Origin of the sequence: Mesorhizobium sp. M1078 (genome assembly GCF_040318615.1) — a bacterium.
GTDB lineage: Bacteria > Pseudomonadota > Alphaproteobacteria > Rhizobiales > Rhizobiaceae > Mesorhizobium.
On record NZ_JAMYMP010000019.1, the window covers coordinates 63,900 to 84,061 of the forward strand.

Annotated in this window: 22 protein-coding genes; 11 read left to right on the forward strand and 11 right to left on the reverse strand. The window is 62.8% G+C overall.

Annotated elements, in window-relative coordinates; translation table 11 throughout:
- Positions 1–62: 62 nt before the first annotated feature.
- Entirely contained in the window at positions 63–389 is a 327-nt protein-coding gene (locus tag NKH38_RS22575) for a DUF1330 domain-containing protein (protein ID WP_023693250.1), read from the reverse strand.
- A gap of 176 nt (positions 390–565) precedes the next feature.
- Between NKH38_RS22575 and NKH38_RS22580 the strand changes: the two genes are divergently transcribed.
- Entirely contained in the window at positions 566–1,261 is a 696-nt protein-coding gene (locus NKH38_RS22580) for a winged helix-turn-helix transcriptional regulator (protein WP_352762225.1), read from the forward strand.
- Positions 1,262–1,371: 110 nt separating this feature from the next.
- Positions 1,372–2,016: a dihydrofolate reductase family protein gene (locus NKH38_RS22585; protein ID WP_352762224.1), complete on the forward strand. Its 645-nt coding sequence runs from the start codon at positions 1,372–1,374 to the stop codon at positions 2,014–2,016.
- Between the two features lie 189 nt (positions 2,017–2,205).
- Here the strand turns inward: NKH38_RS22585 and ppk2 are convergent, their stop codons facing one another.
- Positions 2,206–3,126, reverse strand: a complete 921-nt coding sequence (gene ppk2, locus NKH38_RS22590) for a polyphosphate kinase 2 (protein ID WP_352762223.1) — start codon at positions 3,124–3,126, stop codon at positions 2,206–2,208.
- 243 nt (positions 3,127–3,369) lie between these two features.
- On the opposite strand from ppk2, the gene NKH38_RS22595 reads away from it, so the two are divergent.
- Positions 3,370–4,413: an aldo/keto reductase gene (locus tag NKH38_RS22595; RefSeq protein ID WP_023689518.1), complete on the forward strand. Its 1,044-nt coding sequence runs from the start codon at positions 3,370–3,372 to the stop codon at positions 4,411–4,413.
- A gap of 20 nt (positions 4,414–4,433) precedes the next feature.
- Here NKH38_RS22595 and NKH38_RS22600 read toward each other — a convergent pair whose 3' ends face one another.
- Positions 4,434–5,405: a glycosyl transferase family 90 gene (locus tag NKH38_RS22600; protein ID WP_023689519.1), complete on the reverse strand. Its 972-nt coding sequence runs from the start codon at positions 5,403–5,405 to the stop codon at positions 4,434–4,436.
- 178 nt (positions 5,406–5,583) lie between these two features.
- Here NKH38_RS22600 and NKH38_RS22605 point away from each other — a divergent pair, with 178 nt between their 5' ends.
- On the forward strand, positions 5,584–5,742 hold the full coding sequence (locus NKH38_RS22605) for a hypothetical protein (protein ID WP_023673009.1): 159 nt from the start codon (positions 5,584–5,586) through the stop codon (positions 5,740–5,742).
- Positions 5,743–5,814: 72 nt separating this feature from the next.
- Here the strand turns inward: NKH38_RS22605 and NKH38_RS22610 are convergent, their stop codons facing one another.
- Together NKH38_RS22610 and NKH38_RS22615 are read right to left on the reverse strand one after the other, a co-directional pair.
- On the reverse strand, positions 5,815–6,048 hold the full coding sequence (locus NKH38_RS22610) for a DUF982 domain-containing protein (RefSeq protein WP_245259900.1): 234 nt from the start codon (positions 6,046–6,048) through the stop codon (positions 5,815–5,817).
- 109 nt (positions 6,049–6,157) lie between these two features.
- Positions 6,158–6,823, reverse strand: coding sequence for a GntR family transcriptional regulator (locus tag NKH38_RS22615; protein WP_352762222.1), 666 nt, complete (start codon positions 6,821–6,823; stop codon positions 6,158–6,160).
- Positions 6,824–6,972: 149 nt separating this feature from the next.
- Here NKH38_RS22615 and NKH38_RS22620 point away from each other — a divergent pair, with 149 nt between their 5' ends.
- Both NKH38_RS22620 and NKH38_RS22625 read left to right on the forward strand, forming a co-directional pair.
- Positions 6,973–8,238 carry a multidrug efflux MFS transporter gene (locus NKH38_RS22620; RefSeq protein ID WP_352762221.1) on the forward strand — a complete coding sequence of 422 codons (1,266 nt, stop codon included), beginning with the start codon at positions 6,973–6,975 and terminating at the stop codon, positions 8,236–8,238.
- Positions 8,239–8,281: 43 nt separating this feature from the next.
- Positions 8,282–8,656, forward strand: coding sequence for a DUF423 domain-containing protein (locus tag NKH38_RS22625; RefSeq protein WP_023673013.1), 375 nt, complete (start codon positions 8,282–8,284; stop codon positions 8,654–8,656).
- Positions 8,657–8,695: 39 nt separating this feature from the next.
- On the opposite strand, the gene NKH38_RS22630 is transcribed toward NKH38_RS22625, so the two are convergent.
- Both NKH38_RS22630 and NKH38_RS22635 read right to left on the reverse strand, forming a co-directional pair.
- Positions 8,696–8,839, reverse strand: a complete 144-nt coding sequence (locus tag NKH38_RS22630; protein ID WP_023689522.1) for a hypothetical protein — start codon at positions 8,837–8,839, stop codon at positions 8,696–8,698.
- A gap of 63 nt (positions 8,840–8,902) precedes the next feature.
- Entirely contained in the window at positions 8,903–9,046 is a 144-nt protein-coding gene (locus tag NKH38_RS22635; RefSeq protein ID WP_352762220.1) for a hypothetical protein, read from the reverse strand.
- A 147-nt stretch (positions 9,047–9,193) separates the two neighbouring features.
- On the opposite strand from NKH38_RS22635, the gene NKH38_RS22640 reads away from it, so the two are divergent.
- Entirely contained in the window at positions 9,194–10,276 is a 1,083-nt protein-coding gene (locus tag NKH38_RS22640) for a LacI family DNA-binding transcriptional regulator (protein ID WP_352762219.1), read from the forward strand.
- A gap of 15 nt (positions 10,277–10,291) precedes the next feature.
- Here NKH38_RS22640 and NKH38_RS22645 read toward each other — a convergent pair whose 3' ends face one another.
- Complete coding sequence (locus tag NKH38_RS22645; RefSeq protein ID WP_352762218.1) at positions 10,292–11,548, reverse strand: OpgC family protein; 1,257 nt, start codon at positions 11,546–11,548, stop codon at positions 10,292–10,294.
- A 217-nt stretch (positions 11,549–11,765) separates the two neighbouring features.
- On the opposite strand from NKH38_RS22645, the gene NKH38_RS22650 reads away from it, so the two are divergent.
- Positions 11,766–12,437 carry an alpha/beta hydrolase gene (locus NKH38_RS22650; RefSeq protein WP_352762217.1) on the forward strand — a complete coding sequence of 224 codons (672 nt, stop codon included), beginning with the start codon at positions 11,766–11,768 and terminating at the stop codon, positions 12,435–12,437.
- 57 nt (positions 12,438–12,494) lie between these two features.
- Here NKH38_RS22650 and sthA read toward each other — a convergent pair whose 3' ends face one another.
- A complete protein-coding gene (gene sthA / locus NKH38_RS22655; protein WP_023682415.1) occupies positions 12,495–13,883 on the reverse strand; it encodes a Si-specific NAD(P)(+) transhydrogenase in 1,389 nt (462 codons plus the stop codon).
- A gap of 190 nt (positions 13,884–14,073) precedes the next feature.
- On the opposite strand from sthA, the gene NKH38_RS22660 reads away from it, so the two are divergent.
- The 3 genes from NKH38_RS22660 (at position 14,074) to NKH38_RS22670 (ending at position 16,466) form a co-directional block, all read left to right on the forward strand.
- Complete coding sequence (locus NKH38_RS22660; RefSeq protein ID WP_352762216.1) at positions 14,074–14,544, forward strand: RDD family protein; 471 nt, start codon at positions 14,074–14,076, stop codon at positions 14,542–14,544.
- A gap of 139 nt (positions 14,545–14,683) precedes the next feature.
- Positions 14,684–15,448 (forward strand): arginyltransferase, encoded by a 765-nt coding sequence (locus tag NKH38_RS22665; protein ID WP_023682417.1) that lies wholly within the window; start codon positions 14,684–14,686, stop codon positions 15,446–15,448.
- Between the two features lie 121 nt (positions 15,449–15,569).
- A complete protein-coding gene (locus NKH38_RS22670) occupies positions 15,570–16,466 on the forward strand; it encodes a DMT family transporter (RefSeq protein WP_352762214.1) in 897 nt (298 codons plus the stop codon).
- Here the strand turns inward: NKH38_RS22670 and NKH38_RS22675 are convergent.
- Both NKH38_RS22675 and parC read right to left on the reverse strand, forming a co-directional pair.
- A complete protein-coding gene (locus NKH38_RS22675) occupies positions 16,454–17,668 on the reverse strand; it encodes an AI-2E family transporter (protein ID WP_352762212.1) in 1,215 nt (404 codons plus the stop codon). The genes NKH38_RS22670 and NKH38_RS22675 overlap by 13 nt on opposite strands.
- 121 nt (positions 17,669–17,789) lie before the next feature.
- Positions 17,790–20,042: a DNA topoisomerase IV subunit A gene (parC, locus tag NKH38_RS22680; protein WP_023694915.1), complete on the reverse strand. Its 2,253-nt coding sequence runs from the start codon at positions 20,040–20,042 to the stop codon at positions 17,790–17,792.
- Positions 20,043–20,162 lie beyond the last annotated feature (120 nt).

Here is a 20,162-nt window from a genome sequence, read left to right on the forward strand (position 1 = left end):
CGAAGTGGCGCAAATGCTGAAGGGTTAGCCGGAACCCTGATACACCGGGTTCCGGCTTTTCCTCACGCCTTCGGCAAATAAGGGATCGTTCCAGCGAGATCGGTATCGTCGATCAGTTGGAAGCGGCTGTCGCTGCCCTTCTGACGCTCCGCCACAAACGGAGCGTATTGCGGATCGTTGGTGAAGGCTTCGGCTGCCTTTGCCGACGGAAACGCCATGATGGCGATCAGGCTGGTGTCGAGCGGCTTGCCCTCCAGCGTCTTCACATTGCCGCTGCGGGCGAGATACTTGCCGCCATGCTTGTGGACGAGGTCATGCACCGAAGCGGCATAGGCCGGCACCCATTTGTCGTCCTTCACCTTGATGTCTGCGATCACGTAAGCGGTCATTGTCCAACTCCTCATGGATCGGCACCGGACTGCCCGGTGACGTGACCGCTGTCTCGCATGGCGGCGCCGGACCGCTCCAGTCACATAACTGTACCGGGGGTGCCAGTACAGCTTCTGTACTGGCTGAACTCAGGTTTTCTGAATAAGGTCTGGCAACATCTTTTGGAGCTCACCACATGACACAAGCCGGTTACAAGCAATTCTGCCCGCTCTCCATGGCCGCCGAGCTGCTCTGCACACGCTGGACCATGGTGCTGCTGCGCGAACTGGTGGCGGGATCGACCCGCTTCAACGATTTGCGCCGCGGCGTGCCGAAAATGTCGCCAACCCTTCTGTCGCAACGGCTTAGGGATCTCGAAGCGGGAGGCATCGTCGAGCGGACCGAGATCGCGACCGAGAAGGGCGTGTTCGAATACCGGCTGACCGAGGCGGGCCGGGATTTGCGCCCGGTTGTCGAGGCGATGGGGTTTTGGGGCCAGAAATGGGTCGAGGCCAGGCTGTCGCTCAAAAACCTCGATCCGTCGCTGCTGATGTGGGACATGCGGCGCAATCTGAACCCCAGTCCGCTGCCGGACGGGCGCACCGTGATACAATTCCTGTACCATGACCTGCCGGTGTCAAAACGATCGTGGTGGCTGATCGTCGAAAAGCAGGGCGAGGTCGATCTTTGCTGGTACGATCCGGGCTTCGACGTCGATCTCTACGTCTCGACCGATCTGTGCACCATGACCTCGATCTGGATGGGGCTGACGACAGTTCATAAGGAACGCGACAAGATCAGCCTGACCGGCGATCTCGACGTCGCCGGCAAGATGCAGATCTGGCTTGGGCTCAGCCCGTTTGCGGTGATGCCGAAGCGCGTGGCGGCTTGAGGTCCCTGCGCATTCCACAGATCGGCTTGCCTCTAAAAATACTAGTTGCAAAATGCAATCAGTTTGAATACTGATTGCAAATCACAACTGGTCACCAAAGGGAGTCTTCCATGTCCAAACTGCGCGTCAATGCCTTCACCTTGTCGCTCGACGGTTTCGGCGCCGGTCCTGACCAGGACCTGCAAAATCCGCTCGGCGTTGGTGGCGAAGATCTGCACAAATGGATGACCGGCACCCGCACCTTCCATGAGATGGTCGGCAAGGATGGCGGCACCACCGATGTGGACGACCGGTTCACTGTCCGCAGCTTCGACAATGTCGGGGCCTGGATCCTCGGCCGCAACATGTTCGGTCCAATCCGCGGCGAATGGCCAGACGAGAGCTGGAAAGGCTGGTGGGGCGACAGCCCGCCCTATCATGTGCCGACCTTCGTGCTGACCCACTACAAGCGCGACTCCATTGTGATGGAAGGCGGCACCATTTTCCACTTCGTTACCGGCGGCATCCACGCCGCGCTCGAACAAGCAAAGGCCGCGGCCGGCGGCAAGGATGTCCGCGTCGGCGGCGGCGTTTCCACCATCCGGCAATATCTACAAGAGAAGCTCATCGACGAGTTGCATCTGGCGGTGTCGCCGGTGTTGCTCGGGAGGGGCGAGAGCCTGTTTGCCGGGCTGGATATGCTGCAGCTGGGTTACCAGTGCACCGAGCAGGTAGCGACAGCGCTCGCCACGCATGTGACGATCAAGCGGGTGTAGTGGCGAAGTGATAGGCGCAGGCTTCTTTCTCCCCGTTTTGCGGGGAGAAATGCCCGGCAGGCAATGAGGGGCAGCGCTGCTTTTGGAGGTTAGCAGCGTCCGACGGCTGTGAATTCGTCGATGCCGGCGCTGCCCCTCATCCGCCCTTCAGGCACCTTCTCCCCGTGAAAGGGGGATAAGGAAAAGTGCTCAATACTTCTCCGGCACGTAAAGCTCGCGCGGCAGGACCTGGCGCTCGTACTCCGGATTGAACACCCGCTCGGGCAGCGTGATTTCTTCGTGCGGCACGTCCTCATAGGGCAGCTGTTTGAGGAGATGGTCGATGCAGTTCAGCCGCGCCCGCTTCTTGTCGTTGCCTTCGACGATGTACCACGGTGCCTCTGGGATGTTGGTTCGGGCAAACGTCTCTTCCTTGGCCTTGGTGTACTGCTCCCAGCGCACGCGCGACTGCAGGTCCATCGGCGACAGCTTCCACTGCTTCATCGGATCGTGGATGCGCATCATGAAGCGCATCTGCTGTTCCTCGTCGGTGATCGAGAACCAGTATTTGACCAGGGTGACGCCGGAGCGGACCAGCATGCGCTCGAACTCCGGCAGATCGCGGAAGAACTCTTCGACCTGATCGGGTTCGGCAAAGCCCATCACCCGCTCGACGCCGGAGCGGTTGTACCAGGAGCGGTCGAACAGCACGATCTCGCCGCCGGCCGGCAGATGCGGCACGTAGCGCTGGAAATACCATTGCGATTTTTCGCGCTCGGTCGGCGCCGGCAGCGCCACGACGCGGCAGATGCGCGGGTTGAGGCGCTGGGTGATGCGCTTGATGACGCCGCCCTTGCCGGCGGAATCACGGCCCTCGAAAACCACCACCAGCTTCTTCTTGTGGTAGGCGACCCAGGACTGCAGCTTGATCAGTTCCGACTGCAAGCCGATCAGGTCGCGGAAATACTGCATGCGGTCGATCGACGGCGGATGCGCGTTCTTGTAGATCTTGGCGATCTCCAGCGACAGCGCCGGCTCCGACATTTCAAGCTCATAGTCCTCGTCGAGCGTGTCGGCGAGTTCGGCTTCCAGCCAATCCCTGGCCGGAGAATTCTGCTTTAACTCGGTCATTTCCACTGCTCCGCTTGCCGGCTGACATGAAACCCTGAGCCGACTTGATATAGGCCGGGAATGACGGTTTTTTTGCAAGCCGCCGGCCAGCCGGTCATCACTGCAAAGCAGCGAGCATTGCCGATCCAGCGCCCTGGCATGGCGACAAGCCGCTCAAATTGTCCTACAAATGGCGGACCGGTTCGGGCTTCCCCGCCCCTTCCTGATAAAACCGCCTCCCCACAAAAACTACGAGGATCTGAGATGGAATACCGCACGCTTGGCCGTTCCGGCTTGAAAGTTTCGGCGCTGACCTTGGGAACCATGACCTTCGGCGGCAGCGGGCCGTTCGCTGCCGTCGGCAATTCCGATCTCGCGGAGGCCTCGCGCATCATCGACACTTGCATCGATGCCGGCATCAATCTCATCGACACCGCCAATGTCTATTCCAACGGTCTGTCGGAAGAGATCATCGGCGAGGCGCTCGGCGGCAAGCGCAAGAACGACGTGCTGATCGCCTCCAAAGCGCGCATGCGGATCGGCAAGGGCCCCAATGACGAAGGCCTGTCGCGCCATCATCTGATCCGCGAATGCGAGAAGAGCCTGAAGCGCCTCAGGACCGATGTCATCGACATCTATTTCCTTCACGAATGGGACGGCGCGACGCCGCTCGAGGAAACCATCGCCGCGCTCGACACGCTGGTTGCCCAGGGCAAGATCCGCTATGTCGGCTGCTCCAACTATTCCGGCTGGCAGGTCATGAAGGCGCTGGGCATCAGCGACAGCCAGCACCAGCCGCGCTTCGTCACCCAGCAGATCCACTACACGCTGGAAGCACGCGAGGCCGAGTATGAGCTCTTGCCGATCTCGGTCGACCAGGGCCTTGGCGTGCTGGTGTGGAGCCCGCTCGCCGGCGGCCTGCTGTCGGGAAAATACCGCCGCGACAGCCCGACGGCGCGCCAGATCGGCGGCTGGTCGGAACCGCCGATCCGCGACGAGGACCGGCTGTGGCGGATCGTCGATGTGCTGGTCGACATCGGTGCGGCACGCGGCGTTTCGGCGGCCCAGGTGGCGCTGACCTGGCTGCTCGGCCGGCCAGCCGTCAGTTCGCTGGTGATCGGCGCACGCAATGAGTCCCAGTTGAAAGACAATCTCGCCGCGGCAAGCCTGACGCTGTCCTTTGATGAACGCCAGCGTCTCGATGCCGTCAGCCGGCCGCCGGTGCTCTATCCCTACTGGCACCAGCAGTTCACCGCGAAGGACCGCTTCGGCCCGGCCGATCTGGTTATGGACCGCAGCGTCATCTGACTTAAGGGCGCCGGAGGCCGCTAGCCCGCGATAAACCGCCAGACCTGCGGATCGGTCTCGATCTGGCCGCTGAGCACGAAATATTTGTAGAGCACGAGCAGGCAGATCGCCTGCTCGGCCCGCTCGTCGGCGAATTTGCGGCAATAGGCGTTGGCCGCCGCAACGATGCGCTGGGCCTCGGCCGGATGTTTCTCGAGATGGTGCACGCGCTCGGCCAGATCGCTGAAGTCGGGCGCCAGCGGCACATAATGGACATCGGGCTCGAGCTGCCCTTCCGCGAACCAGGTCTCATAGGTCGGCGGCGGCATCAGGCAGAGCGAGTTCGAGCTCATGATCCATTTCAGATTGGTCGCGACATCATTGCCTTCGAGCGAGATGATATAGCGGTAGCGGCGCTGCTGATCGATGCTGAGATAGGGCTTGCGGTATTCCGCAGGTGCTGTCGCCCTCGGCGTGCCGACATCGCAGAACGGCAGATTGCGGGCTGCATCCAGCAACAAGGTGCGGATCGGATTGTTGAGTTCGCCGCGCCAAACGACGAGCGGATGCTTGTCGGCGAAGGCGACATCGTCGGCTGGCATGTAGAAATGACGGAACTTGTTCAGCTTGAACAGGACGCCGTTGCCGTTGTCGCCCGCTATCGGCCGGTCCTTGACGATCGACGGCATCTTCGGCACTTCGATGACGTCGCCGAATTCCAGGTCGATGCGCAGATCTGGGTCGAAATAACGGGTGAACTCCTTCAGATCGTAATAGTACATGCTGCGGTCCGACGGCAGCCGGCTGACCGGCACGGCCTCGGGGCTGGGGCTAAAAGGCTCCCGCAGCGTGTTGTAGTAATTGAGCCGCTGGCGGACCGATGCGTCGGAAAGCCTGGCCTGATCGAGCAGCCGGCCGAGCCGGCGCCGGAAAAGAACCGGCGGCGCGATGTCGCGCATGGCGTTGCGCGCATAGTAGATCAGCTTCTGTGCGTTTCTTTGAAGCGTGGCCATCGGTCGTTTTGATTCGAAATCGGTCGGCGGCGGCTCCAGCAACTGTCCCGCAGCCTTTTCTAAACCATTGTGTTCGCCATCACGCAAGTCCAGAACCGCTGGCATCTGCCCTCGCGGCGCTGTTGTGTTTGCCGGCCAATGCTTCTAGGCAGGATCAGGCACAGCGAAAGGAAACGATATGGCTCGACCACCGAATTACGGTCAGGAACGCAAAGAGCGCGACCGGCAGAAGGCCGCCAAGAAGGCGGAGAAGCTCGCCGCCAAGGTCGCGGCCAAGGAGCGCGCCGAGCCTGAGAACGAGGCAAGTTCCAAAACCGACACCGAGACAGAAAAATAGGCAAGACAGGATCACCGGCCCGTGAAACGGGCCGGATCCTGGCAAAATGCCGGTCTGATCAGGCCGATGTGATCAGGCCGGGGCCTTGTCGCTGACGAAGACGTTGACCTCGCGCGCGGCGGCGATGAAGGCGCGTCTTGCAATCATCGCCGGCTTGTCGCCGGCCAGCGCGTCATGGCAGGCCTGCAGCGCTTCGCGGTGCTTGGGGCTGCGCTTGCCGGGCCAGCTGTTGAGCAGGTAATCGGAAGCCTCACGCACCGTACGCAAGAGCTGAGTGCTTCCCTCCGTGCCCGACTTAACGGTCACGGGTGTTTCAAATCGGTTGTTTTCCATGGCCGCCTCTTACGCCATCGGCGTCCGCGAAGCGAGGCCGAAAGCGGATGGCGTCGGCGTTCTTTCGTTTTCGTGACCGGTATCAAGCGGCGACGACGGCAAAACCCCTGGCGCGCAGGCCGCGCCGGTCATTGTGCAACGACGTCACCAGGCGGGCGCGGCTGCCGGCTATATGGGCGGAAAGTCGCGCCGCCGCCGCATCGGCATCGCCGGCCCGCACCGCCGCCAGAATGGCGTGATGCTCGCTCCAGGCGCGGCCAAGGGCCGCCTCGTCGCGCACCTCCAGCCAGCGCGCCCGCGACAGGCGCGTCATGGCATCGCGCACGGCCCGAAACAGGAACTCGTTGCCGGAGAGCCGCGCCAGTTCGATATGGAAATCCATGCCGACGCGGTGCCATTCCTCGCGCGGCGTGGCAGTGTCGCAGGAATCCAGCATCGCCTCGATGACATCGGCTGCGCTCCTGTCGGCCAGCGCCGAAGTCAGCCTGACCGCCGCGACCTCGACCGCTTCGCGGTACACCGCGATCTGTTCCAGTTCGGCAAGGTTGATCGGCGACACGGTCCAGCCGCGCCCGTCGCGGCAGATCAGCCCTTCCGTCTCCAGCCGCAGCAGGGCTGCCCTGACCGGCGTGCGCGAGGCGCGGAAGCGGCTCTCGATCCAGCGCTCCGTCAGCCGCTCGCCAGGACCGACCTCGAGGCCAAGGATCATCTCGCGAAGCGCTTTTTCGACGATCTGCATCTGCGACATAGTTGCTTCCATTGCTGGCGATCGGCCTTGCCCGTTGGTCTTGCCGATCACATTGAGAGCGCCTGATTGACAGCAGCCGGGCTTTGCGTCCATGAGGTACCAAGTTGGTATCCCAAAATGGTATCCGCAGCAAGCGGACAGGACAGGACATGCCGCAGGACAGTGCAGCGCAGGCCGCCGAAGCGCCTTCCACCTACAACATTCATTGGCGGCGCAACCTGCTCGTGTGCTTTGCCGGATCGTTCGGCACGCTTGTGGCGATGACGCTGTTGCTGCCGTTCCTGCCGCTCTATGTCGAACAGCTGGGCGCCGTGGGCCACGCGGCGATCGTGCAATGGTCCGGTATCGCCTTCGGCGCCACCTTCCTTGCCGCGGCCCTTGTCGCACCGCTGTGGGGGCGGCTCGGCGACCGCTACGGCCGCAAGGTGATGCTGGTGCGGGCCAGTTTCGGCATGGCGATCTGCATGTCGCTGACCGGCATGGTGCAGACCGTCTGGCAATTGGTGCTTTTGCGCCTGCTGATCGGCTTTGCCGGCGGTTATTCCTCAGGCTCGACCATACTTGTCGCCATGCAGACGCCGAAGGAGCGCTCCGGCTGGGCGCTTGGCGTGCTGTCGGCCGGCATCACCGCAGGCTCCCTGGTCGGCCCGTTGCTTGGCGGCGCGCTGCCGCCATTGATCGGTATTCGCGCCACCTTCCTCATCGCGGGCGGCGTCATTTTCCTGGCGGCGCTGGCGACGACGTTCCTGATCAAGGAGATGCCTCGCCCGCCAATGCAGGCACAACCCAAGGAGAAACCAAAGGGCGGTTGGGCGCAGATCACCGACAAACGCCCTGTCGTGGCGATGCTGGCAACCGGCATGCTGTTCACCTTCGCCAACATGTCGATCGAGCCGATCATCACCGTTTACGTCCAGCAACTGGTCGCGGACGCAAGCCGGGTGACCCTGGTCTCAGGTGTCGTCATGTCGGCGGCCGCACTCGGCGCCATCCTGTCGGCGTCACGGCTGGGTAAGCTCGCCGACCGCATCGGCCACTGGAACGTCATCGTCGCATCGCTGGCCGTCTCGGCGCTGCTGTTGATACCGCAGGCCTTCGTCACCGAGAGCTGGCAGTTGGTCGGGCTGCGGTTCTTTATGGGTCTGGTGCTGGGCGGGCTGTTGCCCTGCATCACCAGCGTCATCCGCCACAATGTTCCCGATGGGGTCGGCGGCAATGTGCTGGGCCTGGCAATCTCGGCGCAATATGTCGGCCAGGTTGCGGGGCCGCTGCTGGGCGGCTTCGTCGGCGGCCATTTCGGCATGCGCGCGGTGTTTCTCGGCACGTCGGTGCTGATGGCGGGCGGTGCCGCGTATAATTGGCTGGCCCAGGCGCGCCGCACGCGCGACATGCTGGCGATATCGGAAAAATCCTGACAGACAGGTCGCGCCGCCTATCGTCAATCACGGAGCCCGAGAAATGAGCATCGCCGAGTCAGCACCAGCAAACAGCGCGCGCATCCTCGTTTTCGCCGGCGGCATTGCCGGCGCGGCGGGCGTGGCGCTGTCGGCGGCTTCAGCGCATCTCGGCGGCGCGTTCGTCGGCACGGCCGCATCCTTCCTGCTCATGCATGCGCCGGTGTTTTTGGCCGTCGGCCTCGCCGGCGCAAACCGGATCTTGCGGATCGGCAGCCTGGTGCTGCTCGTCGGGCTTGTTCTGTTCTGCGGCGATCTGCTGGCACGGGATTTCGTGGGATCGCGGCTGTTCCCGATGTCGGCGCCGATCGGCGGCACCTTGCTCATCGCGGGCTGGCTGGTGATCGCGGCCTCGGCGCTCGTGCGGCAACGGTCCTGACGAGGCAAGAACCCTGCCCCATCAGATATCACACGAGGCTTAATCCTGCCGGTTTTCCGGCAGCAGGTCGCGGTTGCGCTTGGCAGGCTTGGTCGGCCGCCGCCGTTGCGGCTGCTCCGTGGCAGGCGAGATACCCCAGTAGTTGCGATAAATGTCTTCGAACAGATGCTTCACGGGATGCATGTTCGTCTCCTCTTCAAGAACTTGAATCGATCCAATCAGCTGGCACGAAAATGCCGGGGCCGATCAGCTGCGCTTTCGTTTCACAAGGTATTGCAGGTCACGCCTCCACGGCCCGACCTTGTCGCGGCGCTTGCGGGTGACGGCGTCGGAGACTATGCCCCAATCATTGCCGTAGATGTCTTCGAACAGATAATTCACGGGATGCATGGCACCCTCCTCTTGAACCGATCCAAGTTGTACTTGGTGAATCCCTTGGATCGATTCAAATATAGAACCCTCTCCGTCGTCCGATCAAGGGAAAATTTGAACCGATCCAAGGAAAGTGCTAAACAGGCTCCGGTTCAGGAGACGAAAATGACGGCATTGACCTCCGGCAAGACGAAATCAGTGCGGCTTGCCGACATCGCCAAGGCGGCCGGCGTCTCGCACGGAACCGCGTCCAACGTGTTCGCTCGCCCGGAAATCGTGCGCGAAGAGGTCCGCGAGCGGGTCAAGGCGGCGGCGGAAGCGATGGGCTATGCCGGCCCGGATCCCAAGGGCCGGCTGCTGCGCGCCGGCAAGGTCAACGCCATCGGCGTGGCAACGGCAGAACCATTGTCCTATTTCTTCGACGATCCCTTTGCCCGCGTCATGATGGCCAGCATTTCGCAGGCCTGCGACGCCACCGGCGCCGGAATTTCGCTGGTCTCGGCCGCCAACAGCGAGCAGCTCGCCTGGAACATCCAGAGCGCCCTGGTCGATGGCTTCATCGTGTTCTGCATCGAAGGCGGGTCGCGGCTGGTCGAACTGGCGCGCGAACGCAAACTGCCTTTCGTGGCGCTTGATCTCGATTCGGAAAATGAGGCGGTCGCTGCGATCGGCGTCGACAACGTCGCCGGCGCGGGTCTGGCGGCGCGCCATCTGGCCGAGTTCGGCCATCGCAGCTTTGCCGTACTCGCCCTGGAATCTGCCGACGCTGGCTTTGGTCCCGTCACGCAGGAGCAAGTCGAGACGACATCCCTCTACTCGGGCACACGCGACCGTCTGCGTGGCTATTTCGGCGAGCTCTCCCGCTTCGGCATCGACGTCTCGCAAGTGCCAATCTACGAAACCCTCAATGACGAGGCGAGCGTGCGGGCCGGCCTCGATCATATTTTCGCGCTGCCGCAGACGCCGACGGCAATCCTGGCCATGTCGGACAAGATCGCGCTGCATGCGCTCGACTGGCTGCGCGAGCGTAACATTGCCGTGCCGGGCGATGTGTCAATCGTCGGCTTCGACGGCGTGCCGGAAGGCGCCGACTCCGAGCCGCCACTAACCACTGTCGCCCAGCCGATCGCCGAGATGGGCCGGCTGGCCGTCAAGGCGATCCTCGAAAATGACGGCTCGCAGCACCGGCAATTGCTGCCGGTCGATCTTGTGGTGCGGGGGTCTTCCGGCCCCTCGCCTGCTAGCTAGGCGGCTGATGTGGGATCATCGGCTTAGCCTTGGCATCGCGGGCATGCCGAAGGTCTGGTGAACGGCTGGCGCTTCTTTGCGAACCGGCTTTTTGCCCAAGCCGATGCCGGACAGCCACTCAAGATAGAAGGCGAGCGCGAATTGCATGGCGATGCCGGCCGAAATCAGCAAGACGTCATAGGCAAAGCCGCCCGGATCGATCAGCTTCATCACCTGCGCCGCCATGGCGATCAGCGTGCCGGCGAGGAACACCGGCAAGGAGCGCTTGCCGAGCAGGGCAAGCGGATGGTCCGGGCTGAGACGGAACAGGTTCGAGAAAGCCGGCAGAGCGACGATCAGATAGCTCACCGCCAATATGTGCAGGAGCCGCGGCAGCGACAGGAACGTCTTGTCGAAGCCGCCGATCACCACGGGCAGGTTAAACCACGTTATCTCGCCCCAGAGCGGGCTGTGCACCCAGACCGCCGCTGCCGCGACATAGGTCGCCGCGGCGCCCACCAGCCAACGATTGACGGGAATTGTGCCGCCGCGCCTGACATGCAGCATGCCGGCAAGGCCGATGTTGAACAGGAATTGCCAGGACAGCGGGTTGAGGAACCAGAAGCCGGGCTCGGGATAGTTCGGCGGCGCGATCTGCCAGAGGCCGGCGGCAAGCCACAGCGCGCCGGAAAAGACCAGCGCCGGCAGCGGCCGGTAGCTGACGAAGAGCAGGAAAAGCGGCGCCATCAACAGCAGCGCCGCATAGACCGGCAGGATGTTGTTGTAGCCAAGCTGGTGGCCGAGCGTGACAATGCCGATCATGACCTCCGGCGTGTTCTTCATCAGCGGCTCGATGTTGATCAGCTTGAGCAGTTCCGGCCGCCGGCCGTACACCGCCGCGGCGCAGAACAACGCCATCACAACCATGGTGGTGACGATGTGGGCACTGTAAAGCACGCCGGCCCGGCGCCACATCTTCAACATCGCCAGCAGCCGGCCGCCCGGCTGGAACTTGTTGCCATATGCGAGTGCGACCGACATGCCGGAAATCAGCACGAAGGCTTCCGCCGCGTCCGAGAATCCGAAATTCTTGTAGGTCAGCGTTTCGAAGACGGTGCCCGGCACGTGGTCGATATAGATGGTCAGGAGTGCGAGCGCACGGAACACGTCAATGCGCGTGTCGCGATCGGGGATACGCGGAGCGCGATCGGCGATACGCGGAGCGCGATCGGCGATACGCGGGGCGCGATCGGCGATACGCGGGGCGCGATCGGGCGGGACTGGCAGGGTCATCGACAAAAGGCCTCAAAGGAGAGCAAGGACGCTCGCGTTGTTCATGCCGGGATGCGACCATCGGCGCACACCGCTTCGATTCCTCCCGCAGGGAGCATATCGGCGAAGAAACGGTCTGAAATGAGCCTGTTGCAATCACATTTGGCGGAGCGTGAAAATATTCCGTTTTGAAGCTGGCAAAGGGCCAATGTCTCCGTGAAAACAACGAGATATGAGCGTGCATCGATATAGCGACGAGAACGCCTTTCTGCACCAGGATCTGGCCTTTCCCTACCGCCTCCTCAGGCCGGAGAATGCCGGCGGCGAGAGCCTGTTTTTACTGCACGGGTCGGGTGTCGACGAAACGACGATGGTGCCGATTGCGAGGCAGATCGCCCCTAACGCCACGCTGGTCGCGGTGCGTGGCCGCATCCGCCAAGAAGACGGCTTCCGCTGGTTCGAGCGGATCACGCCGACCAGTTTCGAACAGGCGAGCATCCGTGCCGAAACATCGTACTTTGCCGCATTCGCAAGCGAGGCCGCAAAGCGCCACGGGCTCGACCTCGCCCGGGCGACTTTCCTCGGCTATTCCAACGGCGCCAATCTGGTTTCCAGCCTGATGCTGCTCAACTCCGGCCTCGTCCGAAAAGCGGCGTTGCTGAGAGCAATGCCCGTGCTTGACGATGCGCCGGCAACCAATCTGACCGGAACGCGCGTCCTGATTGTCGCCGGTGCCGCCGATGAGACCTACGGGCCGTTTGCGCCGCCACTGGTGACGCTGCTCAACAAACATGGCGCCGAGGTCGATGCGCGCATCGTGCCTTCAGGTCACGAAATCGGCGGCCCGGATGCCGCCATCGTCCGGCAATGGCTTGCGGGACCAGCATTGGCCGCACGCCAGGCAGGCTAAGAGACCTTGGTAGACCGCATCGGCGCCCGGCGGAACAGCTGAGCAGATGCTCGTCGCCTAGCCCTGTCCCATCCGGTTCCAAGCATCGAGCCCGGCGATCTTGTAGGCTTCGGCCAGCGTCGGATAGTTGAAGGTGTTGTTGACGAAGAAATCAACCGTGCCGCCGAGGTTGATCACCGCCTGGCCGATATGGATCAGTTCGGTGGCGCCTTCGCCGACGATGTGGGCGCCGAGCAGGCGGCGCGTTTCGACCGAGAACAGCAGCTTCAGAAAGCCGGAGTTGACGCCCATTATGTGGCCGCGCGAGGTTTCGCGGAACCGCGCCAGACCGACTTCATAAGCAGCGCCGCTCTCGCGCACCTGCTCCTCCGACTGACCAACGGTGGAGATTTCCGGCACGGCGTAGATGCCATAGGGGAAGGTTTCCGGCGGCGGTGGCAGTTGCACGCCGAAGGCGTGGCAGGCGGCCACCCTGCCCTGCTCCATCGATGTCGAGGCAAGGCTGGGGAAACCGATGACGTCGCCGGTGGCATAGATGTTGGGCGCACTGGTCTGGAAGGTCTGCGGATCGACCTTGATGCGGCCCCGGGAATCGGCCTCGATGCCGACCACGTCGAGGCCGAGGCTGCCGAGATTGCCGCTGCGGCCGGCGGCGTAAAGCACGATCTCGGAGCGGATGGTGCGGCCATCGGCGAGCGTCACTTCGGCATAGTCGGGTTTTGAGACGATTTCCTTGACCGTACTGCCGAGGCGAATGGTCATGCCGCGGTCGCGCATCTGGTGGATGAAGTCGTCGACGATCTCGCGGTCGACGAAATCGAGGATGGTGTTGCGCGGCTCCACCAGCGTCACCGGCACGTCGAGCGCCGAAAAGATCGTCGCATATTCAACGCCGATGACGCCGGCGCCGATCACCGTCAGCGTGCGCGGCAGATGGTCGAGTTCCAGCATCTCATCGCTGTCGAAGACGCGGATCTTGTCGAAAGGCACGTCGCGCGGCCGGTGCGGCCTGGTGCCGACCGCGATCAGGGCATTGGTGAAACCAACCTCCGAGTAGTCGCCATTGTCTGCCGTCAGGCTGACCTTGTTTGGGCCGACGAATTTCGCCATGGCGCGCACGCTTTTGACGGCGTTGCGCATAAACTGGTGCTGCAGCACCTCGACCTCGTGGTCGAGCGTCTTGTGCAGCCGCTCGACCAGGTCGGCGATGGAGATGTCCTGCTTGACCCGGTAGCCGCGGCCGTAAAAGCCCCGCTCGCGCCAGCCGGACAGGTTCAGCACCGTCTCGCGCAGCGTCTTCGACGGGATGGTGCCGGTGTGCACCGAGACGCCGCCGAGGCGCCGGCCCCTGTCGACCACCAGCACCGATTTGCCGAGCTTGGCCGATTGCACCGCGGCGCGGCGCCCGGAAGGGCCGCTGCCGATGACCAGCATGTCGTAATCCATGTAACCCCGTCCCCTCGGCGTCTTGTTGCGCCGCAGCAAGCTAACGCCATCCGTCCACCAAATTCAATCGGCTCAACCGCGTCACACTGCCGAGCAGGACCGATGGACGAACCGATCTTGATTCCGCCCGCGGTCTTCACCATTTCAGTGGCGGCGCACCCTAGCGTGGCGCCTGTTACGAGGACATGACATGAACGCGCGCGTACTTGACGGCGAAATCATCACCAGCAGGCTCGACGACGTCAGGGCCTATGACGGTGTGCGCACGCGGCGCATCCTGGCCTTCATCATCGACTATTGCATCGTGGCGCTGCTCACCATTCCGTTCGCGATCCTGGTGGCCGTGCTTGGCCTTTTGACATTCGGTCTTGGCTGGGCGCTGTATTCCATCCTCGTGCCGGCGGTCGCCATTCTCTACATCTGGAACACGCTGGGCGGTCGCAACCAAGCCACATCAGGCATGAAGATGATGGGCATTCGACTCGATCGTCTCGACGGCAGCCGTATCGACGGCCTCACCGCCGTTGTCCATTTGGTGCTGTTCTGGGCGAGCACGGTCATCCTGACGCCGCTCGTCCTCCTGGTGACGCTGTTTTCCGATCGCAAGCGCACACTGCACGACCTGCTGCTTGGCACGGTCGTCAGCCGCAGCGACCGTTGAACCGGCGTCCAACCGACGCCAACAGGCATTTGTGCGCAAATGTGAAGGGGTCCGTTCAACCCCGCCTTCACAATCCTGTTGAATTTTTCGCCAGCCAAGCCAAAGGTAGAGCGATTCGCAGGAGTGTTCCCAAGGTTCGATGACGCACCATCCGACCCAGTCGCCGCAGTTCTTCCTGACCGCGCCATCGCCGTGCCCGTATCTCGAGGGCCAGTTCGAACGCAAGGTGTTCACGCATCTGGTCGGCGACAAGGCGCCGGAGATGAACGATCTGTTGACGCAAGGCGGTTTCCGGCGCTCGCAGAACATCGCTTACCGTCCCGCCTGCGAGACCTGCCGCGCCTGCGTCTCGGTGCGTATCCTGGCGCAGGAGTTCACCGCCAGCCGCAACATGAAGCGGGTGATCCAGCGCAATTCCGATCTGATCGGCGCCATGCACGACGCGCAGCCGTCGACCGAGCAGTATTCGCTGTTTCGCGGCTATCTCGACGCTCGCCATCGCCGCGGCGGCATGTCCGACATGACGGTGCTCGACTACGCCATGATGGTCGAGGATACCCATGTCGACACCAAGGTGATCGAATACCGGCGCCGCGGCCCCGACACATTCATCACCGGCAAGGGCCAGGGCGAGCTGATCGCCGTGGCGCTGACCGACAAGATGGCCGATGGCCTGTCGATGGTCTATTCCTACTTCAATCCCGAGTTCGAGGACCGTTCGCTCGGCACCTTCATGATCCTCGACCATATCGCCCGCGCCCGGGCCATGGGCTTGCCCCATGTCTATCTCGGCTACTGGGTCAACGGCTCGCGCAAGATGAACTATAAAATGCGCTTCATGCCGCAGGAGCATCTCGGCCCGAAGGGCTGGGAACGCTACGACCACGAAGCGGTCACGCGCTGATTTTTCTTCTTACCAAATCCTGATCTAAACATTTTCAGCCGAGACGATGCTGGTCTTTCCGCCCGTTGGCGGGGCGATTGCGCCGACCGGCATCTGCTCAAATCATTGCGAAAGCCGTTGCATGTCCTCTCACAATGCCCACACCAAAGGACTTCTGCTCACCGCGCTTGGCGGGCTGGCGCTGACCATCGACATTCCCCTGATCCGGCTCGCCCATGGCGAAGCCTGGACGATCCTTTTGCTGCGCACCGGCTGCACCTTCGTGGCAGGGCTGATCGTATGGGCCATCTGGCGCTCGTTCAGCAAGAATGCTCCGCAGCTGATACCCGGCTGGTCGGGGCTCGTCGTCGCCACCCTCTACGGGCTCGGCGCAATCGCCTTCATCACTGCCGTCTACAACACCTCGACCGCCAATCTGGTTTTCATCCTGGCCTTCTCCACCATGTTCTCGGCGCTGCTGTCGTGGCTGTTCCTGAAGGAGCGACCAAAGCCGCTGACGCTTGCGGCAATGGCGCTGATGATCGTCGGCATCGCGATCATCGTCGGCGATTCCGTCGGCACGGGAAATCTGTTCGGCGATGTGATGGCGCTGTGTTCGGCCTTGGCGATTGCCTGCGCCATCACCGTTTCACGCGCCAGCGGCAGGGATATGGGATTCCCCGCGCTGACCGGCGTCCTGCTGCCGTTCGGGCTGGCGGCGCTCATGGTCTCCAAGACCGGTTTTCAGGTGGAGGCGCCATGGTGGATCGTTTTCAACGGCGCCGTCATCATGCCGTTCGCCTTCTTCTGCCTAGCCAACGGGCCGAAATACATTTCAGGCCCGGAAGTGGCGATGTTCTATCTCCTGGAAACGGTTCTGGCGCCGGTCTGGATATGGATGATCTTTGCCGAGACGCCGTCGCGCAACAGCTTGATCGGCGGCGTGATCCTGATCGTCACGCTGGTTGCCCATTCCCTGTGGCAGTTGCATGAAGGGCGCAAGCGCCGGGCAGCGCTCGCCGTCGCTTACCCAGCCTGACTTTTCTTCGCCGGGCCGGCGACAATCTCGATCTGCGGCGGCCCGCCTTCGAGCTCGGCCGCCGCGTCGGGAACGGTGTCTTCGGCCAGTTCCACCTCGCGCAGCCATTCGCGCCATATCGCCACCAGCAGCGCCATCAGCACGGGGCCGATGAACAGGCCGAGAAAGCCCATCGTCTTGACGCCGCCGATCAGGCCGAAAAAGGTGGGCAGGAAGGGCAATTTGATCGGTCCGCCGACCAGCTTCGGGCGCAAGGTCTTGTCGACGATGAACAGCTCCACCGCGCCCCAGATGAACAGCGCCAGACCCGCCATCGGCGAGCCGCTGGCGGCGAGGTAGATCGACACAAGCGTAAACGACAGCGGCGCGCCGCCGGGGATCAGCGCCATGACGCCGGTGAGCGCGCCGAGCGTCACCGGCGAGGGCACCCCGGCCAGCCAGTAGGCGATGCCCAGCACCAGCCCCTCGCCGATGGCGATCACGGTCATTCCGGTAACGGTCGAGGAAATGGTCGCCGGCACGACGCGCGAAATCCGCTCCCAGCGCGTCGGCAGGATGCGTTCGCCGAGCCGGTCGATCTGGCTGGCAAAGTGTTCGCCGTCGCGGTAGGCGAAGAACAGCGCGATCATCATGAACAGCAGCGTCAGCAACAGGCCGAAGGCGCTGCCGCCGGCAGCCAGCACGCCGCGATAGATGCTGCCGATATTGGCGCCGCTGACCAGCTGGATCAGCTCGCCGATGCCGCCGGGATGGCCGAAATTGTCGATCCACTGTTCGTTCAGCCACTCGCCGACGACAGGCAGCGAGGTGATCCAGTGCGGTGTGACCGCGCCGTGCCTGTTGGTCTCGATCGCCCAGCCCACCCATTCGCGGACCTCGTTGATGGCGTAGGTGCCGGCGAGCGCTATCGGCACCACCAGGAAGGCGAGGATGAACAGGATGGCGAGCGTCGCGGCGACGGTGCGGTTACCGCCGACACCGTCAAGCAGCCGGCGGTAGAGCGGCCAGCTGGCAAAAGCAATGACGAGGGCTGCCAGCACGGGAAACAGGAACCCGTGGAAGAAATAGACGCCGGCGGCGACGATCAGCACCAACAGCCAGCGCGCAGCCGACAGCGGCGGAATGACGGCGGATCGCAACGGTGTCGACAGGCCGAACAGGCGCTGCTGACGTTCCGGCTTCTGGATCTTCGCTTCCTTCAAACGGTCAATTCTCCCCAGCCTACACAGCGTTTATGCACTGTTATAGTGCCGCAATCGTGACGATAGTCCAAATGGTTGGTGAAGCTGCCAATCTCCCCCCTTGTGGGGGAGATCAGCAGCTTCAACCAAATTTCCCGGTCCGCGGGAATCCCTTCGGCACCATGCGACCGGCCGACGCTCTCGCGCCGATCCATTCCGCCAGCTCCTCGCGCGACCTGACGAAGGTGCGGTCTGCGGAATCCTGCCACGACAGGCCGCTCGCCAGCGTGAAGGGTTTCAGGTCGAGCAGACCGCCATCCTTGTATTTCTGCAGGCGAACGCCCTTGCCGCGGCCCATCTCCGGAATTTCGGAGAGCGCAAACACCAGCATCTTGCGGTTCTCGCCGACAATGGCGAGATGATCGCCTGACACGGGGACGCAGGCCTTGGCCTCGTCGGGCGCCTTGACGTTCATCACCTGCTTGCCCTTTCGGGTGTTGGCGACGACCTCCTCCTCCGGCACGACGAAACCATTGGCATCGTAGGAGACGAGCAGCAGCTTGCGCTTCGGGTCGTGGACGAAGGCGGTGACGATGTCCTGGTCGTTGTCCATGTCGACGATGATGCGGATCGGTTCGCCATGGCCGCGGCCGCCCGGCAGCCGGTCGGCGCCGATGGTGTAGAATTTTCCGCCGGTGGTGAAGACCAGGATCTTGTCGGTGGTCTGGGCATGGAAGGCGAGCTTGAGGCTGTCGCCTTCCTTGAAGGTGAGCGTGGAATGGTCGGCCAGATGGCCTTTCATCGCCCGCAGCCAGCCCTTTTCCGAGACCACCACGGTGACCGGCTCGCGCTCGATCATGGCGTGCGCAATGTCGGTCAGATCATGCTCCGGCGCGTCGGCGAACTGGGTGCGGCGCTTGCCGAGTTCGGTCTCGGGGCCGAACTTGTCGCGAACCTGCGTGACTTCCCATTTGATCGTCGACCATTGCTTGGCGTCGGATGCGAGCAATGCCTCGATCTGCTTCTTCTCGGTGGTGAGACCGTCGAACTCCTTGCGGATCTCGAACTCTTCCAGCTTGCGCAAGGCCCGCAGCCGCATGTTGAGGATGGCTTCGGCCTGGGTGTCGGTGAGCGACCAACGGGCCATCATCACCTGCTTGGGCTCATCCTCCTCGCGGATGATCCTGATGACCTCGTCGATGTTGAGATAGGCGATCAGGTAGCCGGCAAGGATTTCCAGCCGCTTCTCGATCTCGCCAAGCCGATGCTTCGAGCGGCGGATCAGCACATCGCGCCGATGGTCGAGCCACTCCTTCAGCACTCCCTTCAGCGACAGGACGTTAGGCACCTTGCCCCGCGACAAAACGTTCATGTTGAGGGGAAATCGGCTTTCGAGCTCGGTCAGCTTGAACAGCGATTCCATCAGAATGCCGGGATCAACCGAACGGCTCTTCGGTACGAGCACGATGCGGACGTCCTCGGCGCTTTCATCTCTGACATCCTCGAGCAGCGGTAATTTGCGCGCGATCAAAAGCTCGGCGATCTTTTCGATCAGCCTGGCCTTCTGGATGCCGTAGGGGATTTCGGTGACGACGATGCTCCAGGTGCCCCTGCCCTGATCCTCCTGGCCCCATTTGGCGCGCACGCGAAAACCGCCGCGGCCGGTCTCATAGGCCTCCAGGATGGAAGCGCGGCTGTCGACGATGATGCCGCCGGTCGGAAAATCCGGCCCCTGGACGAACTCCATCAGCTTTGTCACCGGCGCGTCCGGCTGCTCGATCAACTGCAGCGCTGCGTTGCAAAGCTCGGCGGCATTGTGCGGCGGGATGGACGTGGCCATGCCGACCGCAATGCCGGAGGAACCGTTGGCGAGCAGATTCGGGAAGGCGCCGGGAAGCACTACGGGCTCCTCGTCCTCCTCATTGTAGGTTGGCCGGAAATCGACGGCGTCCTCGGTGATGCCGGCAAGCAAATCGCTCGCCACCTCGGTCATGCGCGCCTCGGTATAGCGCATGGCGGCGGCGTTATCGCCGTCGATATTGCCGAAATTGCCCTGCCCGTCGACGAGGGGATAGCGCATGGAGAAATCCTGCGCCAGGCGCACCAGCGCGTCGTAGATCGACTGGTCGCCATGCGGATGGAACTTGCCCATCACGTCGCCGACGATGCGGGCGCATTTGGCAAAGCCCTGGTCGGGGTTGAGCCTGAGCAGCCGCATCGCATGCATGATGCGGCGATGCACAGGCTTCAGCCCGTCGCGCACGTCAGGCAGCGCCCGGTGCATGATGGTCGAGAGCGCATAGGCAAGATAGCGCTCTTCCAGCGCCTTCTTCAGATCGACCGGTTCGATGTGGTCACCGCCGCCATTTTCAGGCGGCAAAATCCTTTTTCCCATGCGGCTGGACTAGCCGAGCGGGTGATTCGCGGCAAGGCGGGGCTGCGGAAATCCGCACTTTGCAGCCTTTGGGCTTACGAGGGCGGCTCAAGGTCCGACAATGGATGTGACGGACTTCAT

Bases quoted from the DNA above. Each gene is read 5' to 3' on its own strand.
- NKH38_RS22605 (WP_023673009.1), top strand. From the start codon at position 5,584: ATGGCTCGACCACCGAATTACGGTCAGGAACGCAAAGAGCGCGACCGG.
- sthA (WP_023682415.1), bottom strand. From the start codon at position 13,883: ATGGATTACGACATGCTGGTCATCGGCAGCGGCCCTTCCGGGCGCCGC.
- NKH38_RS22660 (WP_352762216.1), top strand. From the start codon at position 14,074: ATGAACGCGCGCGTACTTGACGGCGAAATCATCACCAGCAGGCTCGAC.
- ppk2 (WP_352762223.1), bottom strand. From the start codon at position 3,126: ATGACCGAGTTAAAGCAGAATTCTCCGGCCAGGGATTGGCTGGAAGCC.
- NKH38_RS22615 (WP_352762222.1), bottom strand. From the start codon at position 6,823: ATGTCGCAGATGCAGATCGTCGAAAAAGCGCTTCGCGAGATGATCCTT.
- NKH38_RS22670 (WP_352762214.1), top strand. From the start codon at position 15,570: ATGTCCTCTCACAATGCCCACACCAAAGGACTTCTGCTCACCGCGCTT.
- NKH38_RS22635 (WP_352762220.1), bottom strand. From the start codon at position 9,046: ATGCATCCCGTGAATTATCTGTTCGAAGACATCTACGGCAATGATTGG.
- NKH38_RS22630 (WP_023689522.1), bottom strand. From the start codon at position 8,839: ATGCATCCCGTGAAGCATCTGTTCGAAGACATTTATCGCAACTACTGG.
- NKH38_RS22645 (WP_352762218.1), bottom strand. From the start codon at position 11,548: ATGACCCTGCCAGTCCCGCCCGATCGCGCCCCGCGTATCGCCGATCGC.
- NKH38_RS22665 (WP_023682417.1), top strand. From the start codon at position 14,684: ATGACGCACCATCCGACCCAGTCGCCGCAGTTCTTCCTGACCGCGCCA.
- NKH38_RS22640 (WP_352762219.1), top strand. From the start codon at position 9,194: ATGACGGCATTGACCTCCGGCAAGACGAAATCAGTGCGGCTTGCCGAC.
- NKH38_RS22575 (WP_023693250.1), bottom strand. From the start codon at position 389: ATGACCGCTTACGTGATCGCAGACATCAAGGTGAAGGACGACAAATGG.
- parC (WP_023694915.1), bottom strand. From the start codon at position 20,042: ATGGGAAAAAGGATTTTGCCGCCTGAAAATGGCGGCGGTGACCACATC.
- NKH38_RS22625 (WP_023673013.1), top strand. From the start codon at position 8,282: ATGAGCATCGCCGAGTCAGCACCAGCAAACAGCGCGCGCATCCTCGTT.
- NKH38_RS22595 (WP_023689518.1), top strand. From the start codon at position 3,370: ATGGAATACCGCACGCTTGGCCGTTCCGGCTTGAAAGTTTCGGCGCTG.
- NKH38_RS22620 (WP_352762221.1), top strand. From the start codon at position 6,973: ATGCCGCAGGACAGTGCAGCGCAGGCCGCCGAAGCGCCTTCCACCTAC.
- NKH38_RS22585 (WP_352762224.1), top strand. From the start codon at position 1,372: ATGTCCAAACTGCGCGTCAATGCCTTCACCTTGTCGCTCGACGGTTTC.
- NKH38_RS22580 (WP_352762225.1), top strand. From the start codon at position 566: ATGACACAAGCCGGTTACAAGCAATTCTGCCCGCTCTCCATGGCCGCC.
- NKH38_RS22600 (WP_023689519.1), bottom strand. From the start codon at position 5,405: ATGGCCACGCTTCAAAGAAACGCACAGAAGCTGATCTACTATGCGCGC.